The sequence below is a fragment of the Flavobacterium sp. LC2016-13 genome, assembly GCF_009707955.1.
GTDB lineage: Bacteria > Bacteroidota > Bacteroidia > Flavobacteriales > Flavobacteriaceae > Flavobacterium.
In genome coordinates, this window is sequence record NZ_WMDQ01000020.1 from 26,833 (window position 1) to 48,946 (window position 22,114).

At 31.5% G+C, this 22,114-nt stretch carries 24 protein-coding genes; 14 read left to right on the plus strand and 10 right to left on the minus strand.

Going from position 1 to position 22,114, the window contains the following annotated elements; all coding sequences use genetic code 11:
• Positions 1–14 precede the first annotated feature (14 nt).
• Both GKZ86_RS23975 and GKZ86_RS23980 read left to right on the plus strand, forming a co-directional pair.
• The gene (locus tag GKZ86_RS23975) at positions 15–542 is read left to right on the plus strand and encodes a superoxide dismutase family protein (RefSeq protein ID WP_154785557.1); all 528 of its coding nucleotides are present in this window, start codon (positions 15–17) and stop codon (positions 540–542) included.
• Positions 543–646: 104 nt separating this feature from the next.
• Positions 647–1,849: an LETM1-related biofilm-associated protein gene (locus GKZ86_RS23980; RefSeq protein ID WP_154785582.1), complete on the plus strand. Its 1,203-nt coding sequence runs from the start codon at positions 647–649 to the stop codon at positions 1,847–1,849.
• Between the two features lie 33 nt (positions 1,850–1,882).
• Here GKZ86_RS23980 and can read toward each other — a convergent pair whose 3' ends face one another.
• From can to GKZ86_RS24000, 4 genes are all read right to left on the minus strand, one after another.
• On the minus strand, positions 1,883–2,521 hold the full coding sequence (can, locus tag GKZ86_RS23985) for a carbonate dehydratase (RefSeq protein WP_154785558.1): 639 nt from the start codon (positions 2,519–2,521) through the stop codon (positions 1,883–1,885).
• 125 nt (positions 2,522–2,646) lie between these two features.
• Positions 2,647–4,296, minus strand: coding sequence for a SulP family inorganic anion transporter (locus GKZ86_RS23990; RefSeq protein WP_154785559.1), 1,650 nt, complete (start codon positions 4,294–4,296; stop codon positions 2,647–2,649).
• Between the two features lie 80 nt (positions 4,297–4,376).
• On the minus strand, positions 4,377–4,562 hold the full coding sequence (locus GKZ86_RS23995) for a hypothetical protein (RefSeq protein WP_228526606.1): 186 nt from the start codon (positions 4,560–4,562) through the stop codon (positions 4,377–4,379).
• A 228-nt stretch (positions 4,563–4,790) separates the two neighbouring features.
• The gene (locus GKZ86_RS24000) at positions 4,791–5,270 is read right to left on the minus strand and encodes a Dps family protein (protein WP_154785561.1); all 480 of its coding nucleotides are present in this window, start codon (positions 5,268–5,270) and stop codon (positions 4,791–4,793) included.
• A gap of 108 nt (positions 5,271–5,378) precedes the next feature.
• Here GKZ86_RS24000 and GKZ86_RS24005 point away from each other — a divergent pair, with 108 nt between their 5' ends.
• Entirely contained in the window at positions 5,379–6,320 is a 942-nt protein-coding gene (locus tag GKZ86_RS24005) for a LysR substrate-binding domain-containing protein (protein WP_154785562.1), read from the plus strand.
• A gap of 34 nt (positions 6,321–6,354) precedes the next feature.
• Here GKZ86_RS24005 and GKZ86_RS25530 read toward each other — a convergent pair whose 3' ends face one another.
• Both GKZ86_RS25530 and mnmD read right to left on the minus strand, forming a co-directional pair.
• Positions 6,355–6,552: a hypothetical protein gene (locus tag GKZ86_RS25530; RefSeq protein ID WP_017496117.1), complete on the minus strand. Its 198-nt coding sequence runs from the start codon at positions 6,550–6,552 to the stop codon at positions 6,355–6,357.
• Between the two features lie 165 nt (positions 6,553–6,717).
• Positions 6,718–7,383, minus strand: a complete 666-nt coding sequence (gene mnmD / locus GKZ86_RS24015) for a tRNA (5-methylaminomethyl-2-thiouridine)(34)-methyltransferase MnmD (protein WP_194632558.1) — start codon at positions 7,381–7,383, stop codon at positions 6,718–6,720.
• A 306-nt stretch (positions 7,384–7,689) separates the two neighbouring features.
• Here mnmD and GKZ86_RS24020 point away from each other — a divergent pair, with 306 nt between their 5' ends.
• Complete coding sequence (locus GKZ86_RS24020; RefSeq protein ID WP_154785563.1) at positions 7,690–8,760, plus strand: branched-chain amino acid aminotransferase; 1,071 nt, start codon at positions 7,690–7,692, stop codon at positions 8,758–8,760.
• A 239-nt stretch (positions 8,761–8,999) separates the two neighbouring features.
• On the opposite strand, the gene GKZ86_RS24025 is transcribed toward GKZ86_RS24020, so the two are convergent.
• Positions 9,000–9,380, minus strand: coding sequence for a nucleoside triphosphate pyrophosphohydrolase family protein (locus GKZ86_RS24025; protein ID WP_154785564.1), 381 nt, complete (start codon positions 9,378–9,380; stop codon positions 9,000–9,002).
• Between the two features lie 89 nt (positions 9,381–9,469).
• Here GKZ86_RS24025 and GKZ86_RS25535 point away from each other — a divergent pair, with 89 nt between their 5' ends.
• The 5 genes from GKZ86_RS25535 to GKZ86_RS24050 all read left to right on the plus strand — a co-directional run bounded on the left by GKZ86_RS25535 (position 9,470) and on the right by GKZ86_RS24050 (position 12,528).
• The gene (locus GKZ86_RS25535; RefSeq protein ID WP_154785565.1) at positions 9,470–9,658 is read left to right on the plus strand and encodes a hypothetical protein; all 189 of its coding nucleotides are present in this window, start codon (positions 9,470–9,472) and stop codon (positions 9,656–9,658) included.
• 182 nt (positions 9,659–9,840) lie between these two features.
• The gene (locus tag GKZ86_RS24035) at positions 9,841–10,998 is read left to right on the plus strand and encodes an SRPBCC family protein (protein ID WP_154785566.1); all 1,158 of its coding nucleotides are present in this window, start codon (positions 9,841–9,843) and stop codon (positions 10,996–10,998) included.
• Positions 10,999–11,062: 64 nt separating this feature from the next.
• On the plus strand, positions 11,063–11,605 hold the full coding sequence (locus tag GKZ86_RS24040; protein WP_154785567.1) for an RNA polymerase sigma factor: 543 nt from the start codon (positions 11,063–11,065) through the stop codon (positions 11,603–11,605).
• Positions 11,606–11,638: 33 nt separating this feature from the next.
• Positions 11,639–12,052 carry a hypothetical protein gene (locus tag GKZ86_RS24045; protein WP_154785568.1) on the plus strand — a complete coding sequence of 138 codons (414 nt, stop codon included), beginning with the start codon at positions 11,639–11,641 and terminating at the stop codon, positions 12,050–12,052.
• Between the two features lie 17 nt (positions 12,053–12,069).
• Positions 12,070–12,528 (plus strand): sensor of ECF-type sigma factor, encoded by a 459-nt coding sequence (locus GKZ86_RS24050; RefSeq protein WP_154785569.1) that lies wholly within the window; start codon positions 12,070–12,072, stop codon positions 12,526–12,528.
• A 73-nt stretch (positions 12,529–12,601) separates the two neighbouring features.
• Here GKZ86_RS24050 and GKZ86_RS24055 read toward each other — a convergent pair whose 3' ends face one another.
• On the minus strand, positions 12,602–13,663 hold the full coding sequence (locus GKZ86_RS24055) for an oxidoreductase (protein ID WP_154785570.1): 1,062 nt from the start codon (positions 13,661–13,663) through the stop codon (positions 12,602–12,604).
• 235 nt (positions 13,664–13,898) lie between these two features.
• Here GKZ86_RS24055 and GKZ86_RS24060 point away from each other — a divergent pair, with 235 nt between their 5' ends.
• From GKZ86_RS24060 to GKZ86_RS24075, 4 genes are all read left to right on the plus strand, one after another.
• Positions 13,899–14,345: a hypothetical protein gene (locus GKZ86_RS24060; protein ID WP_154785571.1), complete on the plus strand. Its 447-nt coding sequence runs from the start codon at positions 13,899–13,901 to the stop codon at positions 14,343–14,345.
• 116 nt (positions 14,346–14,461) lie between these two features.
• Positions 14,462–15,784, plus strand: coding sequence for a hypothetical protein (locus GKZ86_RS24065; RefSeq protein WP_154785572.1), 1,323 nt, complete (start codon positions 14,462–14,464; stop codon positions 15,782–15,784).
• Between the two features lie 131 nt (positions 15,785–15,915).
• The gene (locus GKZ86_RS24070) at positions 15,916–17,889 is read left to right on the plus strand and encodes a KUP/HAK/KT family potassium transporter (protein ID WP_154785573.1); all 1,974 of its coding nucleotides are present in this window, start codon (positions 15,916–15,918) and stop codon (positions 17,887–17,889) included.
• Positions 17,890–18,034: 145 nt separating this feature from the next.
• The gene (locus tag GKZ86_RS24075; protein WP_154785574.1) at positions 18,035–19,264 is read left to right on the plus strand and encodes an RsmB/NOP family class I SAM-dependent RNA methyltransferase; all 1,230 of its coding nucleotides are present in this window, start codon (positions 18,035–18,037) and stop codon (positions 19,262–19,264) included.
• A 318-nt stretch (positions 19,265–19,582) separates the two neighbouring features.
• Here GKZ86_RS24075 and GKZ86_RS24085 read toward each other — a convergent pair whose 3' ends face one another.
• Positions 19,583–20,623: an AMP-binding protein gene (locus tag GKZ86_RS24085; protein ID WP_154785576.1), complete on the minus strand. Its 1,041-nt coding sequence runs from the start codon at positions 20,621–20,623 to the stop codon at positions 19,583–19,585.
• Positions 20,624–20,630: 7 nt separating this feature from the next.
• Positions 20,631–21,563 (minus strand): CPBP family intramembrane glutamic endopeptidase, encoded by a 933-nt coding sequence (locus GKZ86_RS24090; protein WP_154785577.1) that lies wholly within the window; start codon positions 21,561–21,563, stop codon positions 20,631–20,633.
• Between the two features lie 156 nt (positions 21,564–21,719).
• On the opposite strand from GKZ86_RS24090, the gene arsC reads away from it, so the two are divergent.
• Positions 21,720–22,064, plus strand: a complete 345-nt coding sequence (arsC, locus tag GKZ86_RS24095) for an arsenate reductase (glutaredoxin) (protein WP_154785578.1) — start codon at positions 21,720–21,722, stop codon at positions 22,062–22,064.
• Positions 22,065–22,114: the final 50 nt, after the last annotated feature.

Sequence of the window (22,114 nt, forward strand, 5' to 3'; positions counted from 1 at the left end):
TAAAAGCCTTACAAATGAAAAAATTGATTCTTTCTTTCGCTATAATTACAGCCTTAGTTATTGGCTGTAAAACCAATACAAAATCAAATGACGCAAAAACTTTAACCGTTACCTTAGAGCCAAAAAGTAATAGTACCGTATCAGGAACTGCAACTTTTACGGAGAAAAATGGTAAAGTTACTTTTGTGGCAAAAGTTGCCGGTTTGCAGCCGGGAGTTCACGCTATTCATATTCACGAAAAATCTGATTGTACTGCTGCTGATGGAAGTTCTGCCGGAGGACACTGGAATCCAACTTTCAAAAAACACGGAAAATGGGGTGTTGGAGAATATCATAAAGGTGACATCGGAAACTTTACTGCAGACGATAAAGGTAACGGAACGATCACACTTACGACAGACGAATGGTGTATAGGCTGTGAAGATGAAACCAAAAATATTCTGGGCAAAGGTTTAATCGTACATCAGGGAACAGATGATTTTACGACACAACCTACCGGAAATGCAGGCGGAAGAGTTGCTTGTGCCGGAATCATCAAATAAAAATTCAATAACCACTATTTTTTTATAAATCTAGTGGTTATTTCATTTAAAAATGAATCGTAGCACGATAAAAAGATATAGCTTTGCAGCTTCAAACCAAAGTAATGATTAACCCATCGGCATCAGGCTGGATCGATAAATTTTTTAGCGAACAAAAGTTTTCAGAGGCAATCCCTTTTGAGACAGTAGATTCGTTTTATTATAAAGTTAGAGAAACCGGTTTTATTTACGGCCATATTATTTCTGTGGATTCTCAAATTCCAATTCCGATAAAAGGCTGGTTTAAAACTGAGATTTCTAAAATTGCATTATTAAATACTTTATACGGTGTTTTTTGTTTAGAAAAAAGAAATTCTGAACCGAAGAATTTCATAACCGAAGTTTTGAAGTTTTATAAAGCAATGAATCCGGAAGGGTTTAATTTATTGAAAATTTTACTTCCAAAAGATACACCTTCCCATTCTTTAGAAAACATAATCGATGAAAGAGTTCAGACTAATGATAGTATTATTAGTAAAAACTTTTCGCATTTGGTTACCAATGCCTTATTGTTTATTGATGTTTTGGCTTTCAGACAATATTTGGCTCATGGTGAAATTCCTGAAAAATATTTAAAACGAATTGAAGAAACTGTTCTTGGTATTGTGGCTTTAGCATTAAAAACTAAAACTTCAAAATCGCAACATGACGATTTGTTAATTAAACTGTTTGAAGCTTCTATTCGGTATTCAAAATTTTCAAAAGTTACGGTTGATACTTTAGAGACTTTGCAACTTGATTATTTCACCAATAAACTGGAGCAATATTATTTAATAGACATGGCCGGAATGGCATTGTGGAGCGATGGTGTTGTAGAAAATGAAGAAGCGTATTTTTTATATTCTTTAGGATCTATGATGAAGGTTTCTGATGATTTTGTAACCAGAAGTATTGACACTACAAATGTTTTTATTACCACACATAAAAAGAAAATTCCATACTTTAACTATTCAAATCCGGTAAAACATTTCTACGATCAAATGACGCATACCGTTGTTAAACTGATTATTAGAAATAAAAACAGACTGGTTAAGGAAATTGTTCAGAGTAAAGAGTTAATGGTTCTTTTAGCTTATTCTACAACCAGGGATCTGGATGCGAAAGAAAAGAAAAAGGTAAAGAAACAACTTTTGGATATTTGCAAAACGATTCCGTCACTAACTATATTTTTACTTCCGGGCGGAAGTTTATTACTGCCGATTTTAATAAAGTTTATTCCAACAATGTTACCATCTGCTTTTAATGAAAATCTAGACGAAAACGAATAAAAAAAATCGCCCTTTTGAGGCGATTTTTTATTTTTATAGATTACTCAATTGGTAAACATCATCAAGTTCATCATTCGAAGCAATTGTTACATTTAAATCGGTTACAAAACCAGAATTTAAACCGTAAACCCATCCGTGAAGCATTAAGTCCTGACCGTTTTTCCAAGCTGATTGTACGATTGAAGTTTTAGCCAAATTGTAAACTTGTTCTTTAGCATTCACTTCTACAAAAGCATTAAAACGTTCTGTTTCATCTTCAATAGAATTCAGGTATTTATCGTGAAGTCTGTATTCATCTTTAATATGACGAATCCAGTTATCAATAATTCCAACAGACATATTACCCATTGCAGCTTTTACACCACCACAACCGTAATGTCCGCAAACAATAACGTGTTTTACTTTTAAAACATTTACAGCATAATCAAGAACACTCAACATATTCATGTCAGAGTGAACAACCATATTGGCAATATTACGGTGTACAAAAACTTCTCCCGGTTTAGCGCCAATAATTTCATTTGCAGGAACACGACTATCAGAACATCCAATCCATAATAAAGGTGGTGTTTGTCCTTTAGCTAAATCTGCAAAATAATTTGGGTCTTTTGCTAAAGAATCTTCAACCCATTTCTTATTGTTTTCTAATATTTGTTTATAAAACTCTTTCATTTTTTATTTTATTTTGAATGGCATTTATACATGTTTAAAAATATCAAAAAGGATCTTTTTTGTAAAGTTACCTAAATTTTGACATTTCTATCACTTCAAGAATACCTTAATTTGTTATAATTTATTTAAAACTTTTCTTTTGTTATTTCTTTTTTCACCAACGCACGTTTTGCAACATCATAATAATGTTCGATTGAAACGTGATTGTCCTTGTCTGGCGTATTTTCTAATTCGTACGCTTTTTTAAAGCCTTTTAGTTTCACTTTAATATTTTCATCAATTGCACGAGTTTCTTTAAACTCACGAATTAAATCTAAAACATCATGCGCAATATACTCTGTATCATGTGCATTAATAATTACTTTAGAATTTTCAGGAATATCATTCAATGTTAATTTGATTGCAGCTTTATTCAAAAATGAAACTTCCTGCGCTAAATCAATATGAATAACATCTCCGTCTTCATACTCTTCTTTTTTAAAGCTGTAAGCTCTTTTTAAGTTTCCTCTCAATACAAAAATAATACTGATGATGATTCCTAAAGCTACTCCTTTTAGTAAATCTGTAGCGACTACAAATACTAAAGTTGCAATAAAAGGTACGAATTGGTATTTTCCTTTTTCCCAAAAATGCATGAATGTTGCCGGCTTTGCTAATTTGTATCCCACTAAAATTAAAACTGTTGCCAAAGTAGCCAACGGAATTTTATTTAATAAAGCAGGAATACTCAAAACACTAACCAATAAAAGTACACCATGAATAATAGTAGACATTTTAGATTTTGCACCTGCATTATTATTTGCTGATGATCTGACCACGACAGATGTCATTGGTAAACCTCCTAAAAGTGAACTTAAAACATTACCAATTCCCTGAGCTTTAAGCTCAACGTTTGTATTGGTATAACGTTTTTGAACATCCATTCTGTCTGCAGCTTCAATACACAATAAGGTTTCAATCGAAGCCACAATTGCAATTGTAATTGCTACAACCCAAACCTGTGGATTTGTAACTGCTGCGAAATTTGGCGTAATTAAAATTGATTTAAATTCATCAAAAGATTTTGGTACCGGTAAAGAAACCAAGTGGTCTTTTGCAATTGCCAGTGAACTTCCTGTAGAAACAAAAACTTCGTTAAGAACTACTCCCAATATAACAGCAATAAGTGCTCCCGGAACTAATTTTAATCTCTTTAAAAAGGGAACTTTCTCCCACGAAATCAAGATTACTAACGAAACCAAAGAAATTACTACTGCCCCTAAATGAATATGGTTGATTACATTAAACAGAAATGAAAAGGAATTAGTTCCGTCATTCTGAATAAAAGCCTGATCTCCTTCAAAATCTGCATCGTAACCAAAAGCGTGTGGTAATTGTTTTAAGATAATAATGATACCGATACCGGCTAACATTCCTTCAATTACGTTTGTTGGAAAATAATTTGAGATACTTCCGGCTTTTAAAAATCCTAATGCTAATTGAATTAGTCCTGCAATAAAAACAGACAGTAAAAACACATCAAAAGCACCAAAATCAGTTATAGCTGTTAAAATAATAGCTGTTAAACCAGCAGCTGGTCCGGAAACGCTAATATGTGACTGGCTTAAGTAACCTACTACTATACCACCAATAACACCTGCAATAATTCCAGAAAATAAAGGAGCTCCAGAGGCCATTGCAATACCTAAACACAATGGAAGAGCCACCAAGAAAACCACTAAACCTGAAGCAAAATCAGATTTAAGGTTGGCAAAAAGATTGATTTTTTTTGTCATAATACAATACTAAAAAATTGATACATTAAAGATCTGCCGCGTTTACTATAAACGCAGTTAGATTTAAACAATCGGAAGTATTATGCCAAGTTGGGAGGTGGAGCAAAAATGCTCGGAGAAATATTATCTAGTTTTACAATATTCTCAGATATGATTGTTTTTTTCTGAATATAAAACGCCATTAAAACTTCATGTTCTAAAATTGTCGGATGTACTATAGATTTAAGTTCTTTATGTACCTCTTCTTCAGAAAGACTGATAGACATAGTCGCACTGTTGCATTTCTTTATCGCCTGTACAATTGTTGGGGTCGATAAAAAAGCAATAAATATGAATAATAATATGCGAGCGATTAATTTCATTGAGGCAAAAATAGTGTTAAAGAAATAAAATCAAAGCGCGAAGCTAAAATTTTTATAGAAATTTAACATTCATAAAAAAACAGAATGGTAACGTTTTACCATTCTGTTTATAATCAGTTAATTAGCCATTATTTACAACTCTTCTTCAAGCCATGCATTCATCATCCAGATGGTTTTTTCCTGCTCTGCAATGAAATCACTCATCATAGAATTTGTACCTTCATCATTAATTTCGGCTGATTTATTCAAAATTTCTCTTTCTATTTTTAACAAATCAGACAAAGAATTTACAATCAAATGCACCGCTTTTTCATCATTTGAGATGTTTTTTCCAACCGTTAATTTGTTGTTTTTAATATAGTCATCAAAAGTATGCAACGGAGTCCCTCCAATTGTCAAAACTCTTTCGGCTATCATATCTATTTTTAATTGCGAATCTGTATATAATTCTTCAAATTTCACATGCAAATCAAAAAAGCGTTTTCCACGGATATTCCAATGAATTCCTCTCAAATTTTGATAATATACCTGAAAGCTGGATAATAACACATTTAATTCTTTTACTAATAATTCTGACTCTTTTACAGGTAATCCTAAAATATTTGTCTTCATGTTTTTGTATTTTACAGTAAGTTTACTACAAATTTAAAATAATTTGCTCGAAAATATTATAAGTAAAAGTTATATTTACTTATTTTTGTATCAAAAAATACTATCAAAATGACAATTACTCAATTACAATATGTATTAGCCGTAGCCGAACATAAAAATTTTACACTTGCCGCTGAGAAGTGTTTTGTAACTCAGCCAACGTTAAGTATGCAGATTCAAAAAATTGAAGAAGAACTTAGCATTTTAATTTTTGACAGAACAAAAAAACCAATTCAGCTTACAGATATAGGTCAGAAGATTGTAAATCAGGCCAAAAATATTGTAAACGAAGCTGATAGAATTAAAGATATCGTAGAACAGCAAAAAGGTTTTATTGGTGGTGAATTTCGTTTAGGAATTATTCCAACGATTATGCCAACACTTTTGCCAATGTTTTTGAATAATTTCATCAAAAAATATCCAAAAGTGAAGCTTTTAATTGAAGAGCTAAATACAGATGAAATAATTTTAAAATTAAAGAATGGTCATCTTGATGCTGCAATTGCCGCTACGCCACTTGAGGATGAAAAAATAAAAGAGATTGTTTTGTATTTTGAGCCTTTTGTAGCTTATATACCAGAACATCACGCCAATTTTCAAAAAGAAGAAATTGAAGTTGCAGATCTAAATATCAATGAAATTTTGCTTTTGCAGGATGGACATTGTTTTAGAGACGGAATTTTAAATTTGTGTAAAAATGGTACTGACATCGACCAGAATAATTTTCAGATTCAAAGCGGAAGTTTTGAAACGCTTATAAAATTAGCCGACGAAGGTTTGGGTACAACATTACTTCCGTACTTGCACACCTTAGACTTAAAAGATTCCGACAGACTGAAACTACGAAATTTTAAGGAACCAAAACCCGCTCGCGAAGTAAGTTTAATTTACCCTAAAAGCGAATTAAAAATGCAAATCATTGACGCCATCAGATCGACAATTGCCGGAGTTGTAAAAGGAGCAATCGTTTTTCAGAATGTTCAAATCATTAGTCCGCTGCAAAAAAAATAGACATAAAAAAAGGAGCCAATTTGGCTCCTTTTTTTTATACTTTAATTAGCAGTAAACTTTGTTTTAGTTCTGGTTTTTCAATAATGAAATTTAATAACCATTCTTGCAATTGCTCCATTTCGTATGGTAACAGGGTTTTGATAGCTTTCTCTAATTCTTTACAGAAAAGTATCGGATCGAAACTAACTCTCTCAAGTATTGATTTCGTGTAATCAAACATCATTTTTGACATAATAAAATAAGATTATGGGGGTTATCTATATTTTTAAACTCGCAACAAATGTAAACAAATATCATTCATACGCATCATTTTTAACTTATTTTTTTAAAAAATTTAGCAACGAATACGTTTTCTTAATACAAATAAATCAATATAGAACCATTATAAATAACTCAGTTAAACGCTTTTAAACGCTCTAAACATCTCACGTTTTCCCGGCGGGCCTGCTAATTTTTCGACTGTAAAACCAACTTCTATCATACTTCTTTTAACAACTCCGCGAGCAGCATAAGTAACTAAAACGCCATTTGGTTTTAAACTATTATACATTTTTCGGAAAATTTCGGTGCTCCAGAGTTCCGGTTGCACGCGATATCCGAAGGCATCAAAGTAAATCAAATCAAAAGTTTCATAATCGTCTATTTCATCAAAAAATTGTTTCCTTTTGGTTAACGAGAAATCGGTGCTAATTTCGGTTTTCTCATTCCATTTAGATTTATGCATTTTCTCAAAAATGTTATCAAATTCCAATGCTTCGAGTTCAGCAACATAATTCATTTGCAAAACTTCTCCAGCATCAACAGGATACGCCTCTACTCCAACGTAATCAATTTTTTGTTTTTTTTGAGTAGCTTCCAAAAAAGTAATAAATGCATTTAAGCCTGTTCCAAAACCAATTTCAAGAATACTTATGGGATTATTTTCAAATAATGAAAATCCGTTTTTTATAAAAACATGTTTTGCTTCCTGTATTGCACCATGTTTAGAATGATAACATTCATCCCATTCTTTTAAATGAATTGTTGTTGAGCCATCTAGCGTTTTAATTATTTCTCTTTCCACTTTTTCTGAAATTTATAATGGGATTTTATTGTCTTATCAGTCAATTTGCAAGTCAAATTTACTCAAAACAAATGCGTAAAGCCTTAAAAATGGACAGTTTTTTCATAAATTCTTTATAAAACTATCCTAAAATTTTAAGTTTATTATAAGATAAATAAATCTCAGTTTAGCACGGCAATTAATGCAGTTTTACCAAGTAAATAATATATTTTTACTTAATTTTGCATTTAATAAATTCTATTTCACACCAAATCATCACTTTAGATTTTTTATTGAGATGAAAATTACATAAAAACCAATATTATTATGAGTACGACTCAAACAAGCAAAATTGAAATCAGAAAAGCTACTTCGTCAAAAATAAGCGCAGTAGACTTTGAAAACTTAAGCTTTGGTGCTGTTTTTACAGACCATTTATTCGAATGTGATTTTAAAAATGGAGAGTGGCAAAATCCTGTCATTAAGCCTTATGCTCCTATTTTAATGGATCCTTCTTCAAAAGTCTTCCATTACGGACAAGCTATTTTTGAAGGAATGAAAGCTTACAAAGATGACAATAATGATGTTTGGTTGTTTAGACCAGATGAAAACTACAAACGTTTTAATAATTCTGCAGTACGTATGGCAATGCCAGAAGTTCCTGAAGCTATTTTTATGGATGGTTTGAATGAATTATTGAAAATCGATCAGGAATGGATTCAAAAAGGAAACGGAAGCAGTATGTACATTCGTCCGTTTATGATTGCAACTGGCGCTGGTGTTATCGCTAATCCTTCTGACGAATATAAATTTATGATTTTACTTTCTCCTGCAAAATCTTATTATTCAGGTGAAGTAAAAGTAATTATTGCTGAACATTATAGTAGAGCTGCAAATGGTGGAATTGGTGCTGCAAAAGCGGCCGGAAATTACGCTGCACAGTTTTACCCAACTAACCTGGCTAACAAAGATGGTTTTCAACAAGTTATCTGGACAGATGATGCAACGCACACTAAACTGGAAGAAGCAGGAACAATGAACGTATTCTTTAGAATTAATGATACTTTATTGACTGCGCCAACTAGTGAAAGAATTTTAGATGGTATTACCAGAAAAAGTTTAATTGCAATGGCTGAAAAAGAAGGATTGAATGTTGATGTTCGTCCGGTTATTGTTTCAGAATTGGTTGAAGCGGCTAAAAACGGATCTTTAAAAGAAATTTTTGGAACTGGAACTGCTGCCGTTATTAGTGTAATTAAAGGTTTCTCTTATCAGGATGTTTATTACGAAATGACTCCAATTGAAAACTCTTACGCTGCTCTTTTAAAAGAAAAACTAACAAATCTTCAAAACAAACTTTCTGAAGATACTTTTGGATGGACTGTTAAGGTTCAATAATTCTAAAATCAGAATAAAAACAAAACCCGACAGCATTTCGTTGTCGGGTTTTTTATTATATATCTGTAACTTATTTATAAACACATAGAAACATAGATTTAATGTGTTTAATAAAGAATATAAAAAGAAACATGTTTCTCACACATAGCTATGTGCATTAATGCAAGTGAAACGCCTTTTTTTAGCGTAGAATAACTATGTTTCTATGTGTTTAAAACATTTACACACAGAATTTTATTTTATAAAAGTTTCGAAAAATCAGGTTTAAAATAATTCGGACCTTTCATTACTTTTCCATCTTCTCTGTAAATCGGTTGTCCGTCATCGCCCAATTTACTCATATTACTGCGTTGAATTTCGTCAAAAACAGCTTCAATTTTATCTTGTAAACCGTGTTCTATAATGGTTCCGCACAAAATATACATCATATCTCCAAGCGCATCGGCAATTTCTATCAAATCATTTTTTTGAACTGCATCGAGATATTCTTCGTTTTCTTCCTTCATTAAATTATAACGAAGGTATTTTTTAGTTTCTCCCACATCAGCAATTGGAGTTTCGCTATGTCCTATTTTAAAAGCAGTATGAAATTCTTTTACTGCGTCTATTTGCTTTTTCATATCTCAGTGATAATTTTATTTAATTGGAATACCAAATTAGTAACTATTCGTATACAATTCTCTAAATTTGTCAAAAATAATTATCAACTATGTTTAGCCAAGGCCAATTAATATTCGCAGTCTGTTTTTTTATTGCATTTGTAATCGTTATGATTTTTGCTTATCGAAAAGATCTCGCACTTCACAAAATTTTTTACAAAGGAAATTATAAAGTATTAATAGGTTTTTTACTTTTTATCGCCATTTTATTTATGATCAAATTCTTTTTTAAAAGGTAATTCCGGAATTTATTTCTATATTTAAAATGTCGAACAGAAATTAGGCGTTTACACTAAATTCATTTAAAAATCGTTCTGTTTAAACATTTTATTGATCAACTAAAAAGTACCGTATTATTTTTATGCTATTCGTAAAGACTAGCAATAAATTTATAACTTTACGTCACCAAATAAACTGCACAATGAAGATTTTAAAATATCTATTCCTACTATCGTTACTAACTCTGGTTGCTCTTACTGTATTTGTTGCTACTCAAAAAGGAATTTTTTCTATACAAAGAAGCAAAGTGATTAATTCACCTAGAAGTACTGTTTATAACTATTTGAATGATCTTAGAAATTACGAAGATTTTGAATCCTGGTCAGTTGAAGATCCTACAATGAAAATGTATTTTCCGGCCAAAACAATTGGAAATGGAGCATCATATTCATGGGAAGGTGCCGAAGGAATAGGAAATGCTATTACGCTTAAAACTAAAGAAGGTGAAAGTATTGAGCAAAAAATGAAATTTGACGGTACAGAAGCCGATGTTAACTGGACTCTTAAAGATACTTTAGCCGGAAAAACAGTAGTTACCTGGAAAGCAAAAGGAACAATGAGCTTTTTATTTAAAGTTTACACGGCTTTAAACGGCGGATCTGAAAATGTAATTGGAACAATTTATGAAAAGAGCCTTGCCAATATCGATAAAAATTTAGATTTTGAAACCAGAACTTTCGCGGTACAAATAAATGGTGTTGTACAAAAAACCGAAACGCCTTATATCAAACAAACTTTTACAAGTGAAATTGAAAAAGTAAATAAAAATGCCCGAGTTGTAATTCCTAAACTTATTCATTTTAGTCAAACAAATGGCTTACATACAAGTGGAAAACCTTTTATCATTTATCACACTTACGATACTGCAAAAGGACTGGCTAAAATTTCTATCTGTTTACCTATAAACAAAGAAATTTCAATAAGTTCCGGAAGTGATATTTTATCAGGAAAATTAAATGGTTTTGAAGCTGTAAAAACTACTCTGACTGGAGATTACACGCATTCTAAAGAAGCAATTGCAAAAACAACAGCTTTTATAAACAAAGAAAAAATTACGCCGGATTTGAGCTGGTCACATCTTGAGATTCTAACTATTAGTAAATTAGATGTAAAAAAACCGTCGAAACTAGAAACCGAATTTTATTTTCCAACAAAACCTAAAGTAATTCCTGTGGTAGCAGATCCAGCAGTTTACACATCTCAGCCACAAACAACTACACAGCAAAAACCTGCCCAACAAAAACCGGCAACTGCTACTCCTCCTGCACCAAAAACAGAAGAAGAGCAATCTGAATTCTAAAAAAAAATTAAAACAGATTAAACCTTTTGTTGTAAATTCATTCTAACAAGATAAATGACAAAGGTTGACAGACGAAAAGGAATTTATAGCGCTATTATTAGATTCTAAAACGCAAAATACTGCGTTTCAAAAACTCTTGTCCGATTATCAAAAACCGTTATATTCTCATATTCGAAATATTGTTTTGAATCATGATGATGCTGATGATGTTTTACAAAACACTTTTGTAAAAGTATTTCAGTATTTAAAAAACTTTAAAGGAGAAAGCAAGCTTTTTTCCTGGATGTACCGCATTGCAACCAATGAAGCACTGACTTTTTTGAATCAAAAAGCAAAATTAAACGGATTAACATCTGAAGCTTTACAAAACAAAACCATTGATAATCTTAAAGCTGATGTGTATTTTGATGGAGATGAAATTCAGATTAAACTCCAAAAAGCCATTGTAACATTACCGGAAAAGCAACAATTGGTCTTTAAAATGAAATATTTTGAAGAACTAAAATATGAAGAAATTGCAGAAATTCTCGGAACTTCAGTTGGTGCCCTGAAAGCATCTTATCATCATGCGGTAAAAAAAATTGAATTATATGTTACATCAAATTAAACCTTTTGTTATAAAACATATCTTATAAACATTATGAAAGCATTTAAATTAGAAAACGAAACGAAAATTACAACCGGATTTAAAACTCCGGATCATTACTTTGATGATTTTTCGGCAAAAGTTCTACAACAAATTAATGAAACAGAAGTAAAAGTAATTCCGCTTTACAAACGTAAAAAGGTTCTTGCGATGCTTGCTGCTGCAGTTGTTGGTATTGCTTTGATGATTCCTATTGTAAACAATTACAATAACACATCAAAAGATCTTGATGAAGCTACTTTGGAAACTTATTTATCATATCAGTCTAATTTGAATCAATATGATTTAATTAAAGAACTGGATACAAAAGATATAGATAAACTCAATAAAAGTGTTGCGCTTGAGCAGGAAACTTTAGAAGACATTTTATCTTCAAGCCCAAATATCGAAAATTTAATTTCAGAATAAAACAAAAAACTTAAAAGATGAAAATCAAAAACATACTTCCGTTATTACTGTTTTTAGTTTCTTTTTCATTTTATGCACAAAATGAAAAAGATGATGAAAAACGTGAAAAAATCAAAGCTTATAAAGTTTCTTTTTTAACTACTGAACTTGAACTTACTTCTACAGAAGCTGAAAAATTCTGGCCGATTTATAATGCTTTTGACGATAAACAATTTGAATTGCGTCATGATAAAATGAAAACGTATTTGAGAAAGCTGGATGATGATAATATCAATTCACTTTCAGAAAAAGAAGCATGTACGCTTTTATCTCAAATAGAAACCACAGATAAGGAATTGTATCTGTTGAAAGAAAAGTACATGGCGAACCTTAAAAAAGTACTTTCTGCGAAAAAAATATTAAAGCTTAAAAAATCTGAAGATGATTTTAATCGAAAATTATTAAAACAATACAGAGACAAGGCAGGAAAAAACTAAGCTTGCAAAGAAACAACAGCGACAGGAACCCTATATAATAATACTTACTTTATTATTTAGGGTTCTTGTTATTTTATTTAAAATTAAGGCGAACCATTTTATTATATCCGGCTGCAATTGCAGTATTTCTATTCACGAAACGAATCGTAAAATATTTTGAATCAGTAGATAATTGCGTCCAGTTTTGTCCGCCATTTTGAGAATATTGAATTCCTTCAGAACCAACACAAATAATTTCTTTTCCATTTCCTCCCGGAACATATTGCACACAAGATGCATATCCAAAACCAAGATCCTGACCTATTAATTCCCAGGTTTTTCCACCATCAGTTGTAAAAGCTTTATTTCCTGATTTTTTATTTGGAAGATCATAATCACCACCCGCAATAAATCCTCGTTTAGAATCGTAAAAATCAGCGGTATAAATACCTGTCATTGTTTTTCCCTGAACAATAGGGGTTTCAACCACTTTCCAGGTTTTTGCTTTATCCGGAGAATAAAAAACACGTGCTTTTTTTCCACCAGAAACCAGCCACGTATCTTCTCCTTGTATCACTATATTGGTATTACTTGCTGCAAAAGCAGATTCACCAGCGGAATTTGTTGGCAATTTGTCAGACAAAAGTTTAGTCCAGGTTTCACCTCCATCACGTGTTACAATTATAGAAAAAGTATCTTCTGTTGGATCACCAATTGCTATACCTTCTTTCTCGTTCCAGAATTGCATACTGTCGTAAAAAACCTTCGAATTAACTTCTTTATAAACTAATCTAAATTTGTTATCTTTTTTTGAAACAGAATAAAGTAAGGCAGGATTTGCAACACTTAATAAAAAAATATTTTTTGAATTTTGAGCAATACTTCTAAACTCTAATTTAAGTGTGTCTTTATAGATATGTTCTTCAAATTTTTCTTTTTTATCCAGATCATAATAACCAAAACGCGAGTTATCACCTCCGTACCAGATTTTATTCTTATCAACTACAATAGCTCTAATGCTAATTTTATCCTGAAACAAAGTGTCTATTGTCATTGATGTAAAACCCCCGGCAAATGTTTGTTTCTTGTTGCAATTCACTGTTTTAAATGACATTAAAAAAACAAATACACCAAAAAATAAAATTACTTTTCTCATACTGATTAAAATTTATTTGGTGCTAAAATACAATTATTTCTAACATCTTAAATATGTTTTATTTTTTTTGAGGAATAATTGTTTTTAAGAGCATTTTTTGTCGAATTATGATTACAACTCACAACCATAAACCATAACTCACTAACAACAAATATATTAAAATTAAAAAGACTATATTTAAAACTTTTTAGTATAGAAAATTGAATTTCGTTTTATTAACTTTAATTAGAACAAAATGTATTTAAAACTATTTTTTATATCCGTTTTTTCTTTGGCTATAACATCAATTTATGCTCAAGAAACAATGACTGTTTGCCCTAAAAACGATTATATAAAGAAGCATTTAGACATAATCACCGCTTTAAGGCTATATTTGAATTCTCCAGATCTGACAAATTTTGAAAGGAGATTAAACTCCCATCAAAATCCGATTTCAAGTATTGATTTAAATGAAGATGGTATTGTGGATTATTTAAGAGTTTCTGAAAAAATTCAAGACAATATAAAAACTATAATCATCCAGTCTGAGCTCAGTATGGATGTTTATGAAGATGTTGCAACTATCAATATTGATTTAAAAAAAATAGAGACAAACTACATCTCTAATTCAGGTATTGGTTCAGCAGATATAATAGTACCATTTATCATTGCATTCTTAGATGTCTTGCTTTTCAGAAAATAATAAGTGTAAAATCGTAATCAATTAAAAATCAATACCATAAATAGCAACATCTTTAACTTTAAATTTATGGCACAGTAATTGGATATCTCAGAGTATTAATCTTAATATGATTTACGATGAAAACGAATTTACTTTTAATAGCACTTGTAGCAATAGGATTAAGTTCTTGTGGTGCACAAAGCCAAACTACTGTTTACGCAAAAAACTCAGATATAAGCGATAATTTAGATCTTAGAGCTGTTGCTTCTATGTTTGGAGAATCAGCAAACCTTCAGGATTTCGAAAGAAGACTGAATGATCCTAAATATCAAATTTCAAACCTTGATTTAAATGGTGATGATGAAGTTGATTATTTACGTGTAATAGAATCTGTAGAAGACAGAACTCACGTTGTAATTATTCAGGCTGTTTTAGATCGCGATGTTTACCAGGATATTGCAACAATTGATGTTGAGAGAGATAACTCAAACAAAGTTGTAGTTCAGGTTGTTGGTAACAGTTATTTATATGGAGATAATTATATTTACGAGCCTGTATATAGTGTTGCTCCCGTAATTTATACTTCATTTTGGGTAACAAATTACAGACCTTATTATTCAACTTGGGGATGGAATTACTATCCTAGCTACTATACAGCATGGAATCCTTATCCTGTTTACAGATACAGAAACAATATTAATATATGTATTAATGTAAACAATCATTACAACTATGTTAATACACGTAGAAGTTACAGAGCTCCTGCTATATACCAAACAAGACGTAGTTACGGTTACGAAAAAATGCGTCCGAACAACAGTTTTGCAGAAAGACACTATAATGTAAATAATAGATATGAGTTAGATCAAAGACGTGTTGCAAGTAGAGAAGCAAACAGAAACAATTCAAATTACAACACTAGCAGACCAAATTCCGGAAGAACAAATAGTACTGACAACAGAACAACAAACAGAAATTATACTGAAAACAGAACAAATTCTGACAGAACTTACAACACAAACAGAGTATCTAACAGAGACAATTCTAATAACACAAATAATCCTGTAAGAGTTGATAATAGTTCAAGACCGGAATCAAGAGGAAATTCTACTGAAAACAGAACATATACTTCAAGAGGAAATTCTGAAAACAGAGCAACAACTCCAACTCAAAGAACCGAAGTTCCAAGAAATAATAATGAGAACAGACCAACTCAAACGCAAAGAACTGAAGCACCAAGAAGTTATTCTGAAAACAGACCAACTCAAACGCAAAGAACTGAAGCTCCAAGAAGTTATTCTGAAAACAGAGCGACATCAAGATCTTCACAAGGTTCTCAAAGCTCACAACGTTCTGAGGCTCCAAGAGCAAGTCAGGAATCAAGAAGCAGTCAGCCACAACAAAGCAGCCAGCCGCAAAGAGAAAGCGGATCAAGAGGTGGCGGTGGAAGAAGAGGTTAATAAAATCATAATTCTATAATAAAAATTAAAGCACAATTTGGGGATTGTGCTTTTTTTTATCTTTTTAATTATAATTGATGCTATTTTGTTTTAAAACAGTAAATTTGCAACCGTCTTTTATAAAAATATACATGAGCGCAGCGCATAAAAACTTACACAGTAAGTTGTCTATTGGAGGTTTATTAATCACACTAGGAATTATTTATGGAGATATTGGTACTTCTCCATTATATGTAATGAAAGCTATACTTGGCGATCATCCTATAAATGCCGACATCGTATTAGGAGGTATTTCATGTGTCTTCTGGACATTGACTTTACAAACCACTATTAAATATGTTCTTATTACCTTAAGTGCTGATAATCATGGTGAAGGTGGGATTTTTGCCCTTTATGCTTTAGTCAAAAAAACAAAGATACAGTGGCTTATAGTACCCGCCATTATTGGAGGTAGTGCATTACTTGCCGATGGAATTATAACGCCACCCATTTCGATTTCATCTGCTGTTGAAGGAATCAGGGCTTTCTATCCTCAAATGCAAACGAGTACGATTATATCGATTGTAATAGGAATTCTATTTGTTTTATTTACCATTCAACAATTTGGAACCAAGCTAGTTGGTAAATTTTTTGCTCCAATGATGCTTATTTGGTTTGCAATGTTGGGAACTTTGGGAGTAATTCAGATTTCGCAATTTCCGGAAGTTATAAAAGCTATAAACCCTTATTATGCTTATCATTTATTAAGAATACATCCTGACGGTTTTTTTGTTTTAGGATTTGTATTTTTATGTACTACAGGTGCTGAAGCTTTGTACTCTGATATGGGTCACTGCGGAAGAAAAAACATCAGAATCAGCTGGATTTTTGTAAAAACAACTTTGGTTTTAAATTATTTTGGCCAGGCTGCTTTTTTAATTCACCATCAAGGTAAAACATTACAGGATTTAGGAGGAGAAAATGGAAATCCGTTTTATCTGATTATGCCGCATTGGTTTTTACCATTCGGAATTGTTGTAGCAACTTTAGCTGCGGTAATCGCTTCTCAGGCGCTTATTAGTGGTTCGTTTACATTAATAAACGAAGCAATGCGTTTGAATTTCTGGCCGAAAGTAAAAATTAAATATCCTACTGAAGTAAAAGGACAATTATATATTCCATCAATAAACTGGTTATTGTTTTTTGGTTGTGTGGGTATTGTTTTGCATTTTGAAAAATCAGGAAATATGGAACATGCATATGGTCTTGCGATTATTTTATGCATGATTATGACGACTATATTATTGAATTATTACTTAATCATGAAACGTGTAAAACTGTATTTCATGGTTCCGTTAATTACAACATATTTATTGATTGAATTCAGTTTCCTTTTTGCAAACATCACCAAATTTGCCGAAGGTGGTTATGTAACTTTAATCATTGCAACGATCCTTATTTCTATCATGACGATTTGGTATCTTGCTAAGAAAATTAATAAAAACTACACCAAAATCATTAAAATTGATGATTATAAAAAGGTGTTAATGGAGTTAAGCGAAGATTTATCGATACCAAAATATGCAACGCATTTAGTTTATATGACCAATGCGAATCGTGTAGACGAATTAGAGCAAAAAGTAATGTATTCGATCTTGCAAAAGCGCCCGAAAAGAGCTGATATCTATTGGTTTGTACACGTTAACATTTTAACAGAGCCTTATAAAACACAATATAAAGTTACTGAAATCGCAAAAGACGACATTTACAGAATCGATTTTAATTTAGGTTTTAGAGAACCTACAAAAATCAATTTAATGTTTAGAGAAGTAATTCGTGATATGGTAAAACGTGGCGAAGTTGATATTACCAGCCGTTACGAATCATTAAATAAAAACAATATTATTGGTGACTTTAAATTTGTTTTGTCTGAGAAATTTTTATCAAACGACAATGATTTAAGATGGCACGAAAATATTATCATGAACTCTTATTTCTTCATTAAGAAACTGAGTTTATCTGAAGAAAGAGCTTTTGGTTTAGACAGCAGTTCTGTAAAAATAGAGAAATTCCCAATGGTGCTTCATGCTCCGGAAAATATTGGATTAACGCGAATTATCAAATAAATCGCATTTCAACATCAATTCAAAAACACTCTTTTATACGTATTAGAGTGTTTTTTTTCTTTTAAATGAAAGTCAAAATAACAATCAAAATTAAAAATTTAACTTTCAATCAATTAATAGTACCTTTGCAAATCAAATATTTAAAATGAGATTACACAGAAATTTAGTTTATACTACCATCGATTCTTTGAATGCAATTTTCAATGAAGGAGAATATGCAGACAAAGTGGTAGCTAGAGCCTTAAAAAAAGACAAACGTTGGGGAAGTTCTGACAGGAAGTTTGTTGCTGAAACGATATACGAAATTGTTCGTTGGAAACGATTATATGCAGAAATTGCCGAAGTTAAAGAACCTTTTGACAGAGATAATTTATGGAGGATGTTTGCAGTTTGGGCTGTTTTAAGAGGATATCCAATTCCGGATTGGAGACAATTGGAAGGAACTCCGGAAAGAAAAATAAAAGGTCGTTTTGACGAGCTTTCAAAAATCAGAGCTCTAAAAGAATCTATTCCGGATTGGATGGATGAATTGGGCGTAAAAGAATTAGGAGAAAAAGTTTGGTCTACAGAAATTGCAGCCCAAAACCAACCTGCTAAAGTTATTTTAAGAACAAATACGCTTAAAGGAACTAAAGAAAACCTGAGAAACACGTTGATGGATTTGAATATTGAAACAGAATATTTAAAAGATCAACCGGAAGCTTTAGTTTTAAAAGAAAGAGCAAATGTGTTTTTGACAGATGCTTTTAAACAAGGACTTTTTGAGGTTCAGGATGCTAACTCGCAATTGGTTGCAGGTTTTCTTGATGTAAAACCTGGAATGCGTGTTGTAGATACTTGCGCCGGAGCTGGTGGAAAAACATTGCATATTGCCTCTTTAATGGAAAATAAAGGACAATTGATTGCAATGGATTTATACGAAAGCAAATTGAAACAATTAAAATTAAGAGCAAAAAGAAATGGCGCTTTTAATATCGAATATCGTATTATTGACACTACAAAAGTGATCAAAAAATTACACGAAAGAGCAGACAGAGTTTTAATTGATGCACCTTGTAGCGGTTTAGGAGTTTTGAAAAGAAATCCTGATGCTAAATGGAAATTACAACCTGAGTTTATTGATAATATCCGTAAAGTTCAGGCTGAAGTTTTAGAAAGTTATTCTAAAATTGTAAAACCAGGAGGAAAATTAGTTTACGCAACATGTTCTGTTTTACCATCTGAAAATCAGGAACAAGTAGAAAAGTTCTTAAAAACAGAAATCGGAAAGCAATTTACTTTTGTAAAAGATCGTAAAATTCTGGCTTCAGAATCTGGTTTCGACGGATTTTATATGGCATTGCTTGAGCGTAAAAATGCTGTAGTTACAGAATAATTACTACTATCAGATAAAAAATAAAAAAGCCTTTAGAAATAATCTAAAGGCTTTTTTATTTACTAAGATGGACACATATCTGGAGAAATCAAGCAATATGTAGGCACATTTTCACAAGTGAGTACTTGACTCAGCGGCTTGGCACATCGTACTTCATATCCATTTAAATAATAGATGTAATCGCCTCCTTTAATTTGTTTTAATTCATTTTTGGTTAATTTTTGAACCTTTGATAAATTTAGGATAAATTTCATAATTACGATTTTTAAGGTTAATACCCCTTAAATGTAGTTAATTTTTCCTACTTTAAATAAAAAACTATCCCAAACTAGGCTTACGCAACAACTTCCCGTTTTCATTCTCTTTAAATTTCGGTATAAAAACAATCTCTTTTGGTTTTTCGTATTTGTCTAAAACATCAAAAAAATTAGGTGCAAAATCTTGTTTTTCGCCTTCAATAACCAAAATCAATTTTTCGCCTAATACAGAATCAGGGATTCCTGTTACAAAAAATCTAGCATTAATTTTTCCAATCAACTTTGCTTCTATTTGTTCCGGAATTAATTTTACGCCACCACTATTAATGACATTATCAATTCTTCCCAAAAATATAAATTGATTTTCTCTTATTATATCTACCAAATCATTAGTAACAATAGGTTCTTCAGAAATAGAAGGAACCGTAATTACCAAACATCCACGATCATCCAAAGCTATTTTAACATTTGGTAAAACCGTAAAAACAGACTCTCCTACTCTTTTCGCAGCAATATGCGTAATGGTTTCGGTCATTCCGTAAGTTTCGTAAACTTCTGTTTTTAATGGTAAAACTTTTTCTTCAAGAGCGCTATCCATTTTTGCACCGCCCACAATTAGTTTTTTTACATTTTTTAATTCCTCAATCGAGTTTTGAACTTGTAAAGGCACCATCGCAACAAAATCGTATTGCATTCTATTTAAAGCCAAAGGCTGTGTGCTTGGTTCTACAATATCTAAATCTAGTCCTAAAATTAAACTGCGGACCAACATCATTTTGCCGGCAATAAATTTTACAGGTAAACATAATAAAGCTTTGTCACGAGGTTCTAATTTAAAGAAATCTCCCGTTGCCAATGCTGACTGAATCATAGCTTGTTTTTGCAGTTTTACTACTTTAGGAAGTCCGGTAGTTCCTGACGTTTTCATCTCGATATAATCTTTATTATCGAACCAATCCATCAAAAACTCACCAATCGCCTGTTCGTTTCCGTCACCTTCTTTTACGTAATCATAAGCTACGCCTCTAAGCTCTTCTGCAGTTAAATGATATCCATTTATTTTAAAATGATTATGAACATTTTTATGTGTTAACTCTAACATATCCAATTTAATTTAATGGTTTTACAGTATTAATTTTTCCCGTTAATTTCTCTTTCCAATTCGTCCAATTGTATTTTTTAGTAAAAATAAAAAGCAAAATAGGATAAATTACCACGACAGGTAAAATGACATCTAAACCCGCTGAAGGTTCAGACATATCTTTAAAAACAGAATGAGTTTGAAAAACCGACCAATCTGAGGTCACTAACAAAGCTCCGACCAAATTATTAGCGGCATGAAAACCTAATGACAATTCAATTCCTTCATCCATAAGCGCGATAACACCCAGAAAAAAACCTGTTCCGATATAATAAATCATAATGATGTAGCCCATTTTAGCCACCTCAGGATTAAAAATATGCATAGATCCAAAAATGAGCGAAGTCATCATAAGCGGAAACCATCTATTATGCGCTAAATTGGCAAATCCCTGCATTAAATATCCCCTAAAAACATATTCTTCTGTACTTGTTTGTATTGGTATTAAAATCGACCCTAAAACAGTTAAAATCAAAAATGGAACTAATTTAAAATTCCACACAAAATTTTCAGGAGATCTCAAATAAATCACAAAAAAGCTTACAACCGAAAAGGCAGACCATAAAAGAAATGAAAAGAAAACACGGTTCCAATCTATTTTTTTTCGGGATGTTGTGATGGATAAAAACGTTTGATTGTGCAGATATTTCACTACAAAATAAACGCCGGCAAGAGCAAAAGCAAAAGATATCATCACCAAAAACAAAGTCATATTAGGCTCAAACATTTTCATCACGGAAGCATTATCAGTAGGAAAGGCTTTTTTACTTATAAAACTTTTATAGAGAACTGCAACAGAAAAAGGAATTTGACCAATAAACGATGCTATAATTATGATGACTGATCCAATAAGGTATTTCCAAAATTTATTTTCGGGTTTAATTCCTTGTTCTAAAAACATATGCTAAAAATTTAAAAAATGAGAAATAATATCTTTAAAGTTAGAATTTATTTTCTTTTAAAAAGATATATGATTAATAAGTAAATCTTATTTTTGGTCTTGCTAAAATACCTATTTTTTACTTTAACTGCCTTATAAGACATTAAAAATAACAAAATGATACAAATTTACCATAATCCACGTTGCGGAAAATCAAGAAATTGCCTCGCTTTTCTTGATCAATCTAATCAGGAATACGAAATTATTTCATACTTAACAGAGACACCATCTTTTGAGGAATTAAAAGCTTTACTTCTAAAATTAGATTTACAACCAATTGAATTAGTCCGAACTAAAGAGAAAATTTGGATTGAAAATTTCAAAGGAAAAACACTCAGTGATGACGAAATCGTAAAAGCTATGGTTGAAAACCCAATTCTAATAGAACGCCCAATTGTTACAAAAGACGGAAAAGCAATTATAGGCAGAGATTTAGATCGTGTCGCTTCTTTTTTAGACTGATTATAAAGAAACAGATTAACATTTTTTTGTGATTTCTCTCATTAAACCAA